Source organism: Priestia megaterium (assembly GCF_009497655.1).
Lineage (GTDB): Bacteria > Bacillota > Bacilli > Bacillales > Bacillaceae_H > Priestia > Priestia zanthoxyli.
In genome coordinates this window covers 3,252,987-3,268,666 of sequence record NZ_CP023317.1, presented here as the reverse complement: position 1 = coordinate 3,268,666, position 15,680 = coordinate 3,252,987, and the positions used below count along the sequence as shown (strand labels likewise).

Annotated in this window: 19 protein-coding genes; 10 read left to right on the top strand and 9 right to left on the bottom strand. The window is 38.6% G+C overall.

Annotation, left to right across the window (positions count from 1 at the left end):
* Positions 1-109: 109 nt before the first annotated feature.
* On the bottom strand, positions 110-310 hold the full coding sequence (locus CEQ83_RS16670; protein WP_025908891.1) for a cold-shock protein: 201 nt from the start codon (positions 308-310) through the stop codon (positions 110-112).
* A gap of 289 nt (positions 311-599) precedes the next feature.
* Between CEQ83_RS16670 and CEQ83_RS16665 the strand changes: the two genes are divergently transcribed.
* Both CEQ83_RS16665 and fbp read left to right on the top strand, forming a co-directional pair.
* The gene (locus CEQ83_RS16665; protein WP_013058095.1) at positions 600-1,475 is read left to right on the top strand and encodes a YitT family protein; all 876 of its coding nucleotides are present in this window, start codon (positions 600-602) and stop codon (positions 1,473-1,475) included.
* Positions 1,476-2,342: 867 nt separating this feature from the next.
* On the top strand, positions 2,343-4,271 hold the full coding sequence (gene fbp, locus CEQ83_RS16660) for a fructose-1,6-bisphosphatase (RefSeq protein WP_028414618.1): 1,929 nt from the start codon (positions 2,343-2,345) through the stop codon (positions 4,269-4,271).
* 53 nt (positions 4,272-4,324) lie between these two features.
* Here fbp and CEQ83_RS16655 read toward each other — a convergent pair whose 3' ends face one another.
* Together CEQ83_RS16655 and CEQ83_RS16650 are read right to left on the bottom strand one after the other, a co-directional pair.
* A complete protein-coding gene (locus CEQ83_RS16655; RefSeq protein ID WP_098112422.1) occupies positions 4,325-5,032 on the bottom strand; it encodes a M48 family metallopeptidase in 708 nt (235 codons plus the stop codon).
* Between the two features lies 1 nt (position 5,033).
* Positions 5,034-5,537, bottom strand: a complete 504-nt coding sequence (locus CEQ83_RS16650; RefSeq protein ID WP_098112421.1) for a YehS family protein — start codon at positions 5,535-5,537, stop codon at positions 5,034-5,036.
* Positions 5,538-5,958: 421 nt separating this feature from the next.
* Between CEQ83_RS16650 and CEQ83_RS16645 the strand changes: the two genes are divergently transcribed.
* The 3 genes from CEQ83_RS16645 to phaZ all read left to right on the top strand — a co-directional run bounded on the left by CEQ83_RS16645 (position 5,959) and on the right by phaZ (position 7,874).
* Entirely contained in the window at positions 5,959-6,489 is a 531-nt protein-coding gene (locus CEQ83_RS16645; RefSeq protein WP_033580236.1) for an ECF transporter S component, read from the top strand.
* A gap of 89 nt (positions 6,490-6,578) precedes the next feature.
* Entirely contained in the window at positions 6,579-6,770 is a 192-nt protein-coding gene (locus CEQ83_RS16640; protein ID WP_013058089.1) for a hypothetical protein, read from the top strand.
* A gap of 207 nt (positions 6,771-6,977) precedes the next feature.
* Positions 6,978-7,874, top strand: coding sequence for an intracellular short-chain-length polyhydroxyalkanoate depolymerase (gene phaZ / locus CEQ83_RS16635; protein ID WP_098112420.1), 897 nt, complete (start codon positions 6,978-6,980; stop codon positions 7,872-7,874).
* A gap of 220 nt (positions 7,875-8,094) precedes the next feature.
* On the opposite strand, the gene CEQ83_RS16630 is transcribed toward phaZ, so the two are convergent.
* Positions 8,095-8,661 carry a CBO0543 family protein gene (locus CEQ83_RS16630; protein WP_098112419.1) on the bottom strand — a complete coding sequence of 189 codons (567 nt, stop codon included), beginning with the start codon at positions 8,659-8,661 and terminating at the stop codon, positions 8,095-8,097.
* A gap of 292 nt (positions 8,662-8,953) precedes the next feature.
* Between CEQ83_RS16630 and CEQ83_RS27155 the strand changes: the two genes are divergently transcribed.
* The 4 genes from CEQ83_RS27155 to CEQ83_RS16615 all read left to right on the top strand — a co-directional run bounded on the left by CEQ83_RS27155 (position 8,954) and on the right by CEQ83_RS16615 (position 11,611).
* Positions 8,954-9,127: a glycine zipper domain-containing protein gene (locus CEQ83_RS27155; RefSeq protein WP_165573549.1), complete on the top strand. Its 174-nt coding sequence runs from the start codon at positions 8,954-8,956 to the stop codon at positions 9,125-9,127.
* Positions 9,128-9,150: 23 nt separating this feature from the next.
* Positions 9,151-9,528: a hypothetical protein gene (locus tag CEQ83_RS16625; protein ID WP_047750395.1), complete on the top strand. Its 378-nt coding sequence runs from the start codon at positions 9,151-9,153 to the stop codon at positions 9,526-9,528.
* A gap of 270 nt (positions 9,529-9,798) precedes the next feature.
* On the top strand, positions 9,799-10,422 hold the full coding sequence (locus CEQ83_RS16620; protein WP_098112418.1) for an FMN-binding negative transcriptional regulator: 624 nt from the start codon (positions 9,799-9,801) through the stop codon (positions 10,420-10,422).
* A gap of 211 nt (positions 10,423-10,633) precedes the next feature.
* Entirely contained in the window at positions 10,634-11,611 is a 978-nt protein-coding gene (locus CEQ83_RS16615; protein WP_098112417.1) for a ring-cleaving dioxygenase, read from the top strand.
* Positions 11,612-11,668: 57 nt separating this feature from the next.
* On the opposite strand, the gene CEQ83_RS27745 is transcribed toward CEQ83_RS16615, so the two are convergent.
* The 4 genes from CEQ83_RS27745 to CEQ83_RS16595 form a co-directional block, all read right to left on the bottom strand.
* A complete protein-coding gene (locus CEQ83_RS27745) occupies positions 11,669-11,932 on the bottom strand; it encodes a YjcZ family sporulation protein (protein WP_098112416.1) in 264 nt (87 codons plus the stop codon).
* A gap of 231 nt (positions 11,933-12,163) precedes the next feature.
* Positions 12,164-13,057 carry a tyrosinase family protein gene (locus tag CEQ83_RS16605; protein WP_028414608.1) on the bottom strand — a complete coding sequence of 298 codons (894 nt, stop codon included), beginning with the start codon at positions 13,055-13,057 and terminating at the stop codon, positions 12,164-12,166.
* A 238-nt stretch (positions 13,058-13,295) separates the two neighbouring features.
* Positions 13,296-13,820, bottom strand: a complete 525-nt coding sequence (locus tag CEQ83_RS16600; RefSeq protein WP_028414607.1) for a hypothetical protein — start codon at positions 13,818-13,820, stop codon at positions 13,296-13,298.
* Between the two features lie 4 nt (positions 13,821-13,824).
* The gene (locus CEQ83_RS16595; RefSeq protein WP_028414606.1) at positions 13,825-14,034 is read right to left on the bottom strand and encodes a hypothetical protein; all 210 of its coding nucleotides are present in this window, start codon (positions 14,032-14,034) and stop codon (positions 13,825-13,827) included.
* Between the two features lie 198 nt (positions 14,035-14,232).
* On the opposite strand from CEQ83_RS16595, the gene CEQ83_RS16590 reads away from it, so the two are divergent.
* The gene (locus tag CEQ83_RS16590) at positions 14,233-14,772 is read left to right on the top strand and encodes a GNAT family N-acetyltransferase (protein WP_028414605.1); all 540 of its coding nucleotides are present in this window, start codon (positions 14,233-14,235) and stop codon (positions 14,770-14,772) included.
* A 61-nt stretch (positions 14,773-14,833) separates the two neighbouring features.
* Here CEQ83_RS16590 and CEQ83_RS16585 read toward each other — a convergent pair whose 3' ends face one another.
* Positions 14,834-15,469 (bottom strand): FMN-dependent NADH-azoreductase, encoded by a 636-nt coding sequence (locus CEQ83_RS16585; RefSeq protein WP_028414604.1) that lies wholly within the window; start codon positions 15,467-15,469, stop codon positions 14,834-14,836.
* Between the last annotated feature and the right edge of the window lie 211 nt (positions 15,470-15,680).

Genomic DNA, 15,680 nt, shown 5'->3' with positions numbered 1-15,680 from the left:
TTTGTATTAATAAGCCCTATTCCTCAGTGGATAGGGTTTTATTATTACATTTTCAAAGTAATGAAAAAGACAGACTCCATGGAGTCTGTCTTTTTCTATTTATGACGGATTACGCTTTTTGAACGTTAGTAGCTTGAGGGCCGCGTTGACCTTGTTCTACTTCAAATGTAACTGCTTGACCTTCGTCTAAAGATTTGAAGCCTTCGCTTTGGATTGCTGAGAAATGTACAAATACATCGTCTCCGTTTTCGCGTTCGATGAATCCAAAACCTTTTTCTGCGTTAAACCATTTTACTTTACCTTGTTCCATAATTGTTGCCTCCTAGTGTGACACGCACACATTGTGTTACTATCCTTGCTCAAATCTATAGACGAAAGTTATGTAACTTATCAATCTTTACCGAACAAAAATAATTCTCCTTAAACTTAACAGAAATGATGACGTATTGCAAGGATAGAGTCTGTACAGCTAGAAGTTATCCTTTGTCTATTTTGCACTATGTGAGCTAAAAACCGATACGTAAGCCTCCTCAGTTCAAATAAAGAGAATGTTTGTGGTACACTTAAATAGTAAAAAACATTTAAAAGCGAGGAATTATATGAACACAACTAAAAAACACCACAGGCCTAAGCGGCTAAAAATTGCTTTCCGAGCACTAATGGTCATTATCGGAGGGATTATTGCAGCTTACGGCTTAGAAACTGTCTTAATTCCAAACCACGTCTCAGATGGAGGAGTAACAGGCATTAGTATCGTTGCGTCAAACCTATTTGGCTTACCACTAGGAGTTCTCATTGCCGTTATTAATATTCCTTTTGTATGGTTAGGATATCAACAAATCGGGAAAAGTTTTGCTATATTTTCCATCCTCGGAATCGTCTCACTAGCTGTCGGTACAAGCCTCATGCATCATACTCCAGCGATTATTGAAGGAGATACACTACTCGTAACCGTTGTCGGCGGTATTATCCTTGGTTTTGGAATGGGAATTGCACTGCGTAATGGCGGCGCGCTAGATGGCATCGATATGCTAGCTGTACTGCTTTCTCGAAAATTGCCGTTTGGAACAAGTGATCTTATTTTGTTCTTAAATGCGTTTGTCTTTATTTTTGTTTCACTAGTATTTGGTCTGCAAGGCGCGATTCTTTCTGCAATTGCATACTTTATTGCATCCAAAGTTATTCACATCGTAGAAGTAGGTCTAAGCGGATCGAAAACCTTCCAAATTATCACTTCTCAGCCTGCGTTAATGGTAGAGACAATACGTGATCGTTTAGGTCGAAGCGCTACATATAAAGAAGCTTACGGCGGATACTCCCATGAGAAATTCAAGGAAATCACATGTGTAATCAACCGCTTGGAAGAAAGCAAAATGAAAGAAATTATTAATGAAATTGACCCGACGGCTTTTGTTACGGTATATGACGTAGCCGAAGTTAAAGGCGGTAATTTCCGAAAGAATAATATTCACTAACATCATCAATACATTGTAAGAACACTCTACCACATCCTTTTTTACTTAGGCGTGTAGAGATAAGAAAAAGCAGCGTGATGTTTTACATCCGCTGCTTTTTTATATCGTAAAATCCACATGCTGAGCGGAGGGTTTTAAAATCGGATATGCTCAAAAAATGAGACGGTCAGAGTTAAAGTAGATAGGGTACCTGCAGACATTCACGTAATGATTTTTCCTTTGTATTTCTTCTTTGGAAATTTGACAACAGCGTTCCATATTATAATAGAAGCAATTGTTACTCGGAAAAGCCACATGCAACTTCTTCCGCCGTCAAACAGCAGACTCAGATAGCCTACGTGTACCATATGTATTTGTATTCACTTTCCTCTCGTGCTGTACTTAACAAAGCCAACAGAAAAAATCTCTGAACGTAGAAGAACAGAGATTCAACAGAATGATGATTCTTATATCATACAAAGGATGACTTTTCCTGTCTCAGAAAGGTCATCTTTATCGTACCACCACCAAGGACTTGGCGCTGTGCGTTTTCTCACAGCGAGGGAAGAAAAACTCTGCTATTGTATAGAGGTCGGAGTAAACTTTCTTAATTATGTGCGCTTCTTTCATATGTATCGAACCTGCTGACTAAGATCAGCAGGTTTTTTTTGTTACCAGCTAGCTATCATCTTCAAGGGGGCAAGACTGGTTAATCTTTATAGACAAATAGACTTTATACCATTTTACCCATACGTAAAATAGGTTAAAATAAAGGGGTGAGGCGTGGAGAGAAAAGAGAAGAGTTAAATAAAAGGTATTTAACATCATAATCACAAGCTTGATGAGTGATTGTACTAAATGGTGAACGTTGAAAGGGGATACATAGTTTTGAACACAAAATATCTAGATTTACTTGCACAAAAGTATGATACGGAAGAAAAAGTGGTAACCGAAATTATTAACCTTGAAGCTATTCTTCATCTGCCAAAGGGGACTGAACATTTTGTCAGTGATTTACACGGCGAGTATCAAGCTTTTCAGCACGTGCTGCGAAATGGTTCAGGAAATGTAAAAGAGAAAATCAAAGACCTTTTTAAAAATGTATTATCTGACAAAGAAATCAATGAATTTGCGACATTAGTGTATTATCCTGAAGAAAAATTACCGTTGATTAAAGCGCAGTTTCGAAACAAACGAGAACTATATGAGTGGTATAAAGAAATCATCGATCGTATGCTTAATCTCATCTCGTACGCTTCTTCTAAATACACGCGCTCTAAACTGCGTAAAGCATTGCCGGATCAATTTGTGTACATTATTGAAGAGCTGCTATATAAAACCGATGAATTTACAAATAAAGAACAGTACTATACAAAGATTGTTCAGCAGATTATTTCTTTAGGGCAAGCCGATAAGCTTATTATAGGGCTAGCTTATACGACGCAAAGATTGGTTGTGGACCATCTGCACGTAGTAGGGGATATTTATGATCGTGGACCTGAACCGGATAAAATTATGGATACGCTGATTAACTATCACTCCGTTGATATTCAGTGGGGAAACCACGATGTGCTATGGCTAGGCGCTTTTGCGGGCTCGAAAGTGTGTCTTGCCAATATTATTCGGATCTGCGCGAGATACGACAATCTAGATATTATTGAAGACGTATATGGCATTAACCTGAGACCGCTGCTTAACTTGGCGGAGAAATACTATGATGATAATCCTGCTTTTAGACCAAAAGTAAGCTCGAGTGACAAGCTATCCGATCACGAGCGACTACAAATCACGAAAATTCATCAGGCCATTGCGATGATTCAGTTCAAGCTTGAAAGTCCGATTATAAAAAGACGTCCTTTCTTTAATATGTCAGAAAGGCTGCTGCTTGAAAAAATTGATTATGATAAAAATGAAATTACGATATACGGAAACACATATCCGCTAGAAAACAGCTGCTTTGCAACGGTAGATCCGGCGCAGCCTGATCAGCTATTAGAAGAAGAAGAGCAGGTAATGGAAAGACTGCTGCTTTCCGTGCAGCATTCGGAAAAGCTGGCGAGACATATGAAGTTTCTTATGAAAAAAGGCAGCCTTTATTTGAAATACAACGGAAACTTATTAATACACGGCTGCATTCCTTTAGATGAAGAAGGAAACATGGAAAAAATGACGATAGAAGATAAAACGTATGCAGGCCGTAACTTGCTTGATGTGTTTGAACATTATTTACAGGAGGCTTTTGCGCACCCTGAAGAAACGGATGATTTGGCAACAGATATGGTCTGGTACCTATGGACAGGAGAATATTCATCACTCTTTGGGAAACGCGCCATGACGACGTTTGAACGATATTTTATCAGTGATAAAGCAACGCATAAAGAGAAGAAAAATCCATACTACTATTTACGGGAAAATGAGGAAGTCTGCCAAAACATCCTCGCAGAATTTAATCTGAATCCTGATCATGGTCATATTATTAATGGTCATACGCCTGTCAAAGAAATCGAAGGAGAAAACCCGGTCAAAGCAAATGGAAAGATGATTGTTATTGACGGCGGTTTTTCAAAAGCGTATCAATCCACAACAGGTATCGCTGGATATACATTATTATATAATTCTTACGGCATGCAGCTAGTTGCTCACAAACACTTTAATTCAAAAGAAGATATTTTATTAGAAGGAACGGACGTCTTATCCGTAAAGCGATTGGTCGATAAAGAACTAGAAAGAAAAATGGTTTTAGAAACAAATGTCGGAGAAGAATTGTTAAAAGAAATTTCGATTTTAAAAGATTTAAGAAAATATCGCTATAGTTAAAGATAAAAAAAGAGCAGTATGCCCCGGGGCTTCTGCTCTTTTTTATGTAGCCACTACACCGTCATTTCCCAGCTCGACATTTCCAGCCAGTGCTCTTGTTCACGATAATCGGGCATAATTTTCCCGACAAGACGCCAAAAGGACCGATCATGATTCATGTGAACCATGTGGCACATTTCATGAACGACTACGTAATCAATGACGTGCTGCGGTGCCATTGCCAGCCGCCAGTTGAAGGTTAGCTGACGCTTAGAATCACACGTGCCCCACGCTTTTTTGCTATCGGAAATCGAGATGGATCGCGGCTTTGTTTTAAAATGTTTTTGATAGGAGGAGATACTTTTGGTTACGAGCGCTTTACATTGTTGATAGTAAAAACGTTTGAGCGCTTGTTTTATCGCTTCATCGTCGTGCTGATTGACATAAATCTGAAGCGTGTTCGCTTCAAACACTACAGAATCCTTTGTAATAGTCGAATCGTGATGAATCTGTATCGGATAGTTTTTTCCTACATACAAAAAGCTTTCTCCGTGTTCATAGACTTTTTTCTTTGGTCCATGCGTTCTATCTTTCATTTCATTTATTTTTTGCTGAATCAATGCCCAGTTGTTCTCTAGTACCGAAAGTACTTGTTCAGTAGACGTCCCTCTAGGAGCAAGGACTTCGACCGTTCCGTATCCGTCGACTTTGATCGCAAAAGAACTTCGGTTTTTATATCGTATTTCATAATGGATACTCTGATTTGAAAAAGTGTGTATCATGTTATCCTCTATATTGTACAGTCAAGCCTCTTAGGAATTTTCGAGCAAAATTCTCTTTGCACGGTTTGTAATTTTTATGGCCTTTTTTTCGTAATAAAGCACCTAATTCTGCTTTAGATACACGTATTCCACCGTCGTCAAATACTTCTAACATCTCTTCGCTTGTTAGGGATAAAGCGATTTTCACTTTCTTTAATAAGACATTATACATATTTTGATTGCTCTGAACCGGCGCTGGAGGTGCTTGCCCTGGTTTAGGATCTTGTTTTCCTCTTTTGAAGGTAATAAAACCGTTTAAAAAAGAATCTAACATACTGTTCGTGCACGGTATATGATCGTCCGCATGAACTGCATCCTCGTCTTCTTCATCCGGTGTTCTCGTAAGGATTTTTAATACGTCTTCTTTGGTTACATCTTCTCCGCCAAGAGTAAAGATCTCTACCATTTCTGTATTTTTTAAATCCAAGGCATATCGTAATCTAATTAAAATATCGTTATTATCCATTCTTGCTCCTCCTATAACTTGCTTGCTGTATGTAAAAATTATGACTGCCACAATCTGAACGGACTTGGTCAATATCAGTACAATTATAGTAACAGGTTCCGCTGGAATTCTAGGTTATTCCATTCATTTCTACAAACATATAACTTCTCATATTTATCAGCCTTCGTCAACTCTTGAAAAAGAACGATTTGCTCATATTATGTCCGAACAGACACTTTGCCATAACAAAAATTAGGAGGTGCAGTCTGCTAAAGGAAGCAGGGGCAACTTTATTTTTTAAGAAGAGATAGGACAATTTTTGAAGTTAGCGGATCTCTGTGTGCTGCTAGAATGATATACCCTACTAAATAAATAGTTTTACATATTTATTTAGTATCCAAATAGGAGTATGATAGTAGTAAAAAAAGAAAGAGGTCAACAGATGAATTCAACATACTCACCAAGAGAATCAACCAAAATCAAAGCTTTATCCATGCATGCGCTTTTTATCGCACTGACGTTTGTAGCGACAATGTTTATCAACATAAAGCTTCCAATCATGGGTAACGGAGGCCTTATCCATTTAGGCAACGTTCCTCTTTTTATAGCGGCCTTTATTTACGGTAAAAAAACAGGAGCCATCGCCGGCGCTTTTGGAATGGGGTTATTCGATCTGATCTCGGGCTGGACAGCATGGGCGCCGTTTACGTTTATTATTGTAGGGGCTATGGGCTTTTTAGCAGGTCTTATCTCTGAAAAAGCACCTGGTAAAAGAGCACTTGTCAACACACTGGCAGTTGTTGCTGCGCTGATTGTGAAAATCGTGGGCTACTACTTTGCCGAAGTGATTCTTTACGGTAACTGGATCCTTCCGCTTGGCTCTATACCAGGCAATGTGATGCAAGTTGTTATCGCCGGTATCATCGTCGTTCCGCTTGTAGCGCGCTTAAAGAACAGAGCGGTACAAATTTAATCCGTCAATCGTAAGTCGTTTTACCATTATCCTATCCTTAAGTGATATACTTGATAGATATTCATCAAGTGAAAGGAGCGGAAAACACCATGAAATATCTAAAATCACAGATGAAGCAGCTCATTAAAGACAATCAGGAACTGCAAGGTAAGCTGAATGGACTGATGAAAGAGCACAGCCTTGAAAAAAACTTTGCTCTTAAAGCTCTCTACCATGCAGAAGTGGCTGAAGGCGGGAAATATCAGCTTGCCTATCAAGCATTAGACGCACCGAAAAAGTAATGGCCTTGTTGCTCATTCGTATATTTCTTCATGATAAAAAGGCAGCCGAATCGCGTATTTGGCTGCTTTTTTTAGCAAATAGAATGACGCACAATCATCTTGGTGTTTGTACAACTTCTTTTGAACTGCTTAACCCTAGATAAATAGGGTATGTAAAAATTAAAGATAGCTATCGTTCTAATCATATAAGAAAAGAGGAAAATAGCGATGACCGTATCTGCTTTAGAACAAGCAAAAGTAGAATTACCGAATGGAGAAACAGTAAATTACCGAATGAAAAAAGGCGGAAAAGAGGTGCTTTTGTTAATTCACGGAAACATGAATTCTTCCCTTAACTGGGATGTGTTAATGAACGAACTGCCAGAACATATCACAGCTTATGCCATCGACCTAAGAGGGTTTGGAGACTCCACTTATCATACACCTATCCACACAATCAAAGACTTATCAGATGATGTCAAACTGTTTGCAGATGCTTTAAAGTTGTCTGCTTTTACAATAAGCGGGTGGTCATTAGGAGGAGCAGTTGCTATGCAATATGTGATTGATCATCCGAATGATGCCAAAAATTTAATTCTATTAAGCTCCGTCAACATCAAAGGCTATCCCATTCCAAGAAGAACGTTTCTAGAACTGCCTATCCCTAACAATTTTATCCAAACCAAAGAAGAAGTAAAAGAAGCATTTAGAATGGTAGAAAACGCGAAAGAAACAAAAAACACATGGTTTTTAAAAATGATGCTGCGTCAATTTTTATATACAAAAAATAAGCCGTCTGCTGATCAATTTGAAAAGTATTTAGAAGGAACGATCAAGCAGCGCAACTTAATTGATATCAATTACGCACTCATGAGATTTAATATTTCAAACGATTTTAATGGTGTTGTTCAAGGGACAGGAGAGGTGGCAAAAATCACGATTCCTACTATGGTTATTCAAGGAGATGAAGATAAGATGGTTTCGACAAGAGATGCATCTGACATCGCAAAAGGCATAGGGGAAAATGCAACGTTGAAAATCATGAAAGGTGTAGGCCACTGCCCGTTGTTAGATGATTTAAGCAGTTTAATGGACTTATACAACGCTAATTTAAGCAGAGTTTAGGAAAATTGCGATTCTCCTTAGTAACAGAAGTTTTATTATTGCTAGATGCAGCATGTTCTAAATCTACACAAGCAAAATGGGCTGCTTACAAAAGAGATACTGTGAGATGAAACAAGCGTGCTATCTTTTGAGGAAGCTGACAGGGAGTAAATAAAGCCACTACAAAAAACGTAAGGTCTTTTTAAAGAAGCTTACGTTTTTTTACATGTACTCAACATATTCAATTCTGCTTTTCAAAATAAAGAAACAGATTGGTAATCCATTTTGATAGCACTATCACCCCGAGATAAAATACAAATAAATAACCGTAAGTAGCCCATTCATGCAGCTGGAAAAAGCCGATCCCTGTTAATAATGGTTTGAAAATAAAAGCAAAAAATAAACAAAGAGCCGTTGCATATAAATAATAATTTTTATGACGGTTGATCGTCCATTGGTAAAGCAACATAAAAGAGACAGGAATAAGCGAAGCATCTAGGCTAAAGCTTACGGGTATGATTGTGTTGATTTGGTAAGGATACGTCCACAGCCCGTTATAAACGCCAGCGGTATCACTATAGTGAAACCAAACGTGCACGTTAAATCCATAAAACCCTAAGTGAAAGGCTTTTTTCCGATCAATAAAAAAATAGAGAATGACTAAAGGCAAAATAAAAGCGCCCAAGGTCACCCAAAACTGCCAAGAGCTTGGACTCGAGTAGTGATGCCAATATTCAGCCCACGTTTTGGAGAGATCTTCCTGTATGCTATGTATTTTTTCAAGATATTCCTTTTGATTGGTTGTCAACGTGATCCATCCTTTTTAAGTAAGAAAAGTTTTTTATTTTTAAACTGCCCTTTTCTTAAGGTTTGGATACCTTTCCCTGTTGAGTTGTTTGTATTTTTCTGCACGTAAAACGATGTATGTATTCGGTGTAATCTGCATGCTTACGTCGATTTTGCTGCTCGGAAAGGCCGTTTATCAGCTCATCATTTAAAAAGCAGTTACAGCGACTGCTTTTTTCCATTTTTATGAAACTTTTAGCGCAGTTTTTACGTATAAAAGGTATCAATAAAATAGGAGAAAAAGGAGTGGTTTTTTGTCTGAAGAAAAGAAAAAGACAGATTATCTAGGAATGGGATTAGGTCTGGGCATTGCAATGGGGGCTTCTCTTGGGATGTTGATGAATAATATTGGGTTTGGTATTGCGATTGGGACCTCACTAGGCGTTGTTTTTGGAACGACGATGAATCAAAGAAACAATAAGGAATAAATTTCTGAAGAAAGGAGTAGAGAATGAAATATTTTGACGAAGCAAAAGAACTATGGGTAAACTATGTCCCGAGAAATGGGCAGTCGGATATTGTAGAAGGCGAGGTTATCCGAGCTATTGAAAAGCTCCGCTGTGAAGCTCAAGGAAACGGAAATGCCAATTGGGACAGCGGGTTTGAGATGCTGGTGTTATATATATTAGACGTATTAAATGACCCGGACGTATTCAGCGCAGCTATGCTAGCCGAAATAAAAGCCGATGTTCACACCTTGCTTACTTCAGCAGAAGATCCGTATTTAGAAGACGACGTATACGATCGCTTGACGGATTGCGTCATTGAGTGGCATATAGCCAAAGGCGGACCTATCAAACGAGAAAAAAATCCTCAATTGTATAGATAAACGTGAGAAAGGAGCTGCTAACAAGCTCTTCTTTTTTTAGGTTCAAACTCTGTATTTAATCAACAAATATTTAATTGCATCATGTGCTAAATAAATACATATTAAAAATCAGCGGTTTACATCACAGCAGTGTAGCATAAGCTTCTTAAAAAATCGATTCATAAACGATTAAATGTTTGCTGACCTCCATAAAAAGTTTATAACTGACGCTGTTGCAAACGCGTATAGTATTATATCTTTTACTAAATAAGAGATAAAGGAGAAGCGCCGATGTATATTCCAAAGTATTTTAAAGTGAATGATGAACAAATCATGTATGATTTTATTGAAGATAATGGATTCGCCACTTTGTTTTCGTATCATAACGAAAAGCCTTATGCTACTCATTTGCCCCTGATGTTAAACCGGAAAGAAAAAGCTTTATACGGACATTTTGCTCGTCCGAATCAGCAGTGGAAAGATGCTGAAAATCAAGATATTTTGATTGTGTTTCAAGGGCCTCACTGCTATATTTCACCGTCTTGGTATGAAACGAATCAAGCTGTACCAACATGGAATTATGAAGCTGTTCACGTGTATGGAACGATGAAAATGATTGAAGAACCAGCAGAACTGCTTGGGCTGCTGAGGAAGATGGTGGAGAAATATGAAAGTCCGAGAAGTACATATACACTAAATGACGTTGATCCTGCTTATATGAATGGTTTAAGTAAAGGAATCGTTGGATTTAAAATCGATATCACTAAAATGGAAGGCAAACAAAAGATAAGTCAAAATCATTCAGCAGAGAGACAGCAGCTAGTTATAGAAAAATTAGAGCAGACGTCGCGTGAAAATGAAAAGAAAATTGCAGCCCTGATGAAACAAAATGTGCAGCGCGCGCTTAAAAAGTAAGGGCTAGTTGAAAGAATGATCTATTCGGTAGCTTAAATCCAAAAAGAAACTAACTATGTGTTTAGTTTCTTTTTTATGTTCACAACATTTTCTTGTTATTGACAAACAGGCTGTATATCCTTTAAAATTATCTTTAATTAAAGATAATTAAATTAAAGATAATTTTAGCGTGAGTTAAAAAATTTATATATTATGAAAAGAGGCGGATCAGATGGAATTGTTAGGGTTGCATCATGTATCTATTCTGACGGGGAAAGCTGAGAAAAACTATCAGTTTTTCACTAAAGTTTTAGGCATGCGATTAGTAAAAAAAACGGTGAATCAAGATAACACTCAGTCTTACCACTTATTTTATGCAGATGGAGAAGGGACCCCAGGAACGGAAGTAACGTTTTTTGATATTCCAGGGCTTGCAAGAACACATGAAGGTGCATCTGACATTTCGACTGTGTCGCTTCGCGTTAAAAGTACGGATTCTCTACACTTTTGGAAAGAACGCTTCGAGCAGCACGGAGTGGAATATGAAGAAATAGCTAAACGAGCTAATCGTGATACATTAGCATTTAAAGATTACGAAGGTACACGTTTGCTTCTTGTCGCGGACAACGGTGAAAAAGGTGTAAGAGCAGGCGTGCCGTGGAAGCGCGAAGACATTCCGTTAGAACATGCGATCATCGGCTTAGGACCGGTCACGCTAACGGTGGGCACGGCAGAACCAACTGTTGACGTACTAACAAACATTATGGGATTTCGCTACGTGGGTTCTTATCCATCTCGTGCAGGAGATCATAGAGATATTTTGGTTTATGCAACAGGTGAAGGCGGAAGCGGAGCCGAAGTTCATATTGAAACGAGACCCGATTTGCCGAAAGTTCGCTTAGGGCGCGGTGGCGTTCATCACGTTGCCTTCCGTGTTCCAAATGAAGAAGAATACAATAAGTGGGCAAGTCGATTAGATGAAAACAGTCTGCCGAATTCTGGTAAAGTAGAACGATACTATTTCAAAGCACTTTACTTCAGAGAACCAAACGGCATTTTATTTGAATTATCAACGGACACACCTGGATTTGCGACCGATGAACCGCTTGAAACGATGGGCCAAACATTAGCGCTGCCGCCATTTTTAGAGCCAAAGCGCAAAGAAATCGAAGAGAAGCTGAGACCTCTAGATTTGGACGAAACGCTATAAGGTTTGCAGCGATTAAGACATGAAAAAACTCCAGTGTTTATACTGGAGTTTTTTGGGTTAACACTCATCGTGGCAGAAATTGAAACCACATGCACCAATGATAATGAGTAAAATAAACAGTACGATGATAATGGCAAAACCACTACCTCTGTGGCAAGGAACGCTATATCCACATTCCATATATCCATAGTCCGGCATTGTGTATCCGCAGTGTGGAATCATATGGTCATAAGCGGGAGCAGCGTAGCCGTGGTGAGCCATAGCAGGTGAGAACGGCATATTTTCATTAGAACTAAAAGGTGCGTTTACGTTATTATGCATTTTGATATCTTCCCTTCATTTATAAAACTTTTATAAAGCTTTGATAACTTATTCATATGTTCCAAGGTCCTCATATGAAGCTTATTCACAGCCCAATTATGGTTAATTAACTATATTTTATGGTGAATGGAAATGAAGCAGTGAGTTTTACGGTGTTTGTGGCCTTATAAGTTATGTCAGAAGGGAAGGGGTTTACCTGTTTTTGACTGCGCACAGCTGTTTCTAGAGTGGTTATGATGAACGTTTTGATTTTCTTAATTCTATATCGTATACGTACCCAAGCTTTCGATGGTTGATAACATCTTCAGGGGTTGTATTCCAAGGATACATCGGATCTCTAAAGTTTTGACCAAACGGCCCGTTTTTCATCGGCAGATAGTTTTGATTGCGGTGAACAATTTGCCATACAGCCCAAATACGATCCACATTTGCGTGGTGTAAAAAGAAGACAGGATCATTCGGAGCAGTAGGGACAACGCCCATCTGTCCGCCAACCCAACGGTGTACACGATTGTGAAGCTGCGGCCCGTTAATAAATCCTTCAAGCTGATTACGAAAGCTGTTTTGGCTGGTCATATCCCAAGGCGGCGTATCATATTGAGTTATTTTTAAAGCTTTGAGAACATCATCTCGAGTAGGGAGTGTAGGTGCCTCTTTCGTTGCGCCCAAATTACGTTTTAACCCTCCGGAAGGATTTCCTTGTTCATCGATCGTCGTCCAGCGCCCAGCTGCAAATGGCCCGGTATCGACGATAAAATCCTTTTTGGGATTTCCGTTTCCGCCCATAAAATCTGCGTTCCAAATTGCTGATTGTGATGGATCCTGCAGCTGTGCATCCGTTTCCCATTCCCAATAAGGAAGGGTTACTTCTGGATTGATCGACTGGAGGTCACGTTCGAATCGCAAAAGGTATTCACGATGCCACGGCAAAAAAGCAGAACTCATATGTGCTGCATTTCGATCGCTGCCCGGAGGAGTATGAAATTTACCTGCTGCACCATGCCAGGCTACATAGCGGTCATATATTCCTTTTTCCTTTAGTATTAGCACGGCACGAATAAAATCTCTTTTTTCGGTGTCTGTAAGATGTAATACGTTTTTTCTGACTTTATATTTGTTACTCATTTTTAAACCTCTTTCTTAAAAAAGAAGCAAAGGACTGTTTCTTTTTTATATTTAGAATATGTCCAAGAGGTAAAAGTGCTACTGTCATATCTCCAAAATTTAACAGTCTAAAGTTGGGTTTTTTACATGTCAAATAGACTTTAAATCAATTATTAACTTTCTAGAGCTGTAGATAATGAGAAGAGGTATAATGAAAAAAAGCAGGCGTGGGCCTGCTTTTTCATTGTATATATTAGGGTTAATGACCTATTGGATACATGGTCGTTACACTGTAGTCGTAGTCTTTGCCTCTGTAGTCGGTATACACAACTCTAACTTCTTGGTTTAAAGAACTAATATATTTTTCTTTAACGTAATTGCCAGATTTATTATTGGTGCCGTCTTCACCTTCGTTAATGACTTTTTCGGCAATAGACATGGCTTGTTTTTCATTTAAATACTTGCTGAATTGGCTTTTACCATGGTAATTGTCCGCTCCTGGTTTTTGCATATGCGCGACAATGTGGCAATATCCGTATTTATCATTTCCTTCTTGTAAGACAAGCTCTTTGCCGGTAAATAACCTGTCGCTTTGAGTCTCTGCAGAGCATTCGTTGCTTGATGTAGTGTCCGATGTACTCCCCGATGTACTGCTGGATGTGCTGCTTGAATTTTCATGCTGCTGAATGAGGGAAATAGGCGAATTGTTGGTAAATACAGCGATGAGAGCAATCACAAGTGCTACAATGGTGTATAGTATTTTGCTGTTTTTTAAAAAATCCATTCCTTTATGCGTCTCCTTTTTGAATCAACGTTAAAATCAAATCAACTTTCTTTTCTAGCTGATCGATTAAGTTTTGTTTTACTTGTTCTGATTGTAATAAAGCGCTTCTTAGTTCGTCCATATCTTTTTGCATATACGCACGGTTTTCTTTTTCTTGCTGCAGCTCTTTTTGAAGAGCGTGTATCGTGGACAGCAATTCTTTATCTTGGCTCATTTCTGCGTTCACCGCCTCTGTATTGATAAAAAGCAACGTATGCCCACTATATAAAATACCACTATCTCTGCTGTAAATCGACTATTTGGATAGGAAATGAGCCCTCCCGGGTGAGGTTTTAGCAGGATATTGCTAGTTGAGAGGAGAATAGTATGGTTTACCGTAGATAGATAAGCTGCGCAGAAAAGAGGGAAGAAAATGTTTCCGGAATTAGAGACAAAACGGCTGATATTAAGAAAAATTGTAGAAAATGATGCGGGCGAGATTTTAGAATGCTTTTCTGATGAAGACGTGCTGCGCTATTACGGGCAAAAATCTTTAGAATCGATTGACCAAGTGAAAGGGATCATTGAGAATTTTTCCAAAGGCTACGAAGAAAAGCAGTTGATTAAATGGGGGATTCAGCTAAAAGGAAACGAAAAGCTGATTGGCACAATAGGGTTTCAAGAGTGGTCTTCAGAGCATAAAAAAGCAAATATAAGCTATGCTCTTTTTCCAGAGCACTGGAACAAAGGATACGCAACGGAAGCCGTTCATGAAGCGATTTCTTATGGCTTCCACGAACTTCAATACAATCGCATAGGAGCGATTGTATTTACGCAAAATAGCGGATCTATCGCTTTGTTAAGCAAAGTAGGATTTAAAAAAGAAGGGACGTTAAGAGAGTACCTATATCAAAACAATATCCCGTTTGATACATATGTTTATTCGCTGCTGCGCGGGGAAGCAAAGATATAATTGTAAGCACAAAAAAAGGAACATGGGGAGATGTTCCTTTTTTTTGTGCTTATATTTGTTATTAGAACGTACGTGCAGCTTCTTTAGCGCGAGCAATACCGTCTTCTTTAATTTCTTGTGCTTTATCTGGCATTGCAGCCTGTCCTTCTACAAATAGGCTTCCGATAGAAGGAACCCCAAAGAAGTTCATCATAATGCGCATATAGCGGTGACCCATTTCTAGTTCACCAGCAGGGCCGCGAGAGTAGATACCGCCGTTTGCTTGAATATGATACGCTTTTTTATCTGTTAATAGACCTACAGAACCTTCTGCTGTATATTTAAATGATTTTCCAGCTACTGCTACAGCATCTAAGTATGCTTTCATCACTGGAGGGAATGAGAAGTTCCACATTGGTGTAACAAATACATATTTGTCCGCTTGAGCAAATTGGTCACTTAACTCGTTTAGGCGAGCAACTTTGCGCTGTTCTTCAGAAGTAAGTGTATCAAATTCTGCGCCGCTTCCAAGTTTGCCCCATCCGCTGAATACATCGCCGTCGATGTGAGGGATATGCTCTTGATATAAGTTAACGTGAACAATCTCATCCGCTGGGTTTACTTCTTTATACTCATTAATAAATGCATCTCCCGCAGCCATACTGAATGATTGCGTAGCATCGTTAGGGTTTGCTGTAATATATAATACTTTTGCCATAATTCTTTTCACCTTTCTGTTTTCAATATATAAATGTTGTTTTATGAATTAAAGATAATATGTTCGAAAACATCTACTACGTTATTAATAGTAACTTACGTCACAAATTTAGTCAAAGGTTTTTTATTAGGTTTTATCATGTTCAAAAACATTTTTAAGAGTATTACGCTTTTGGGTTTTATGGATGAATCCTTTAAAAATAAGGGTTTTT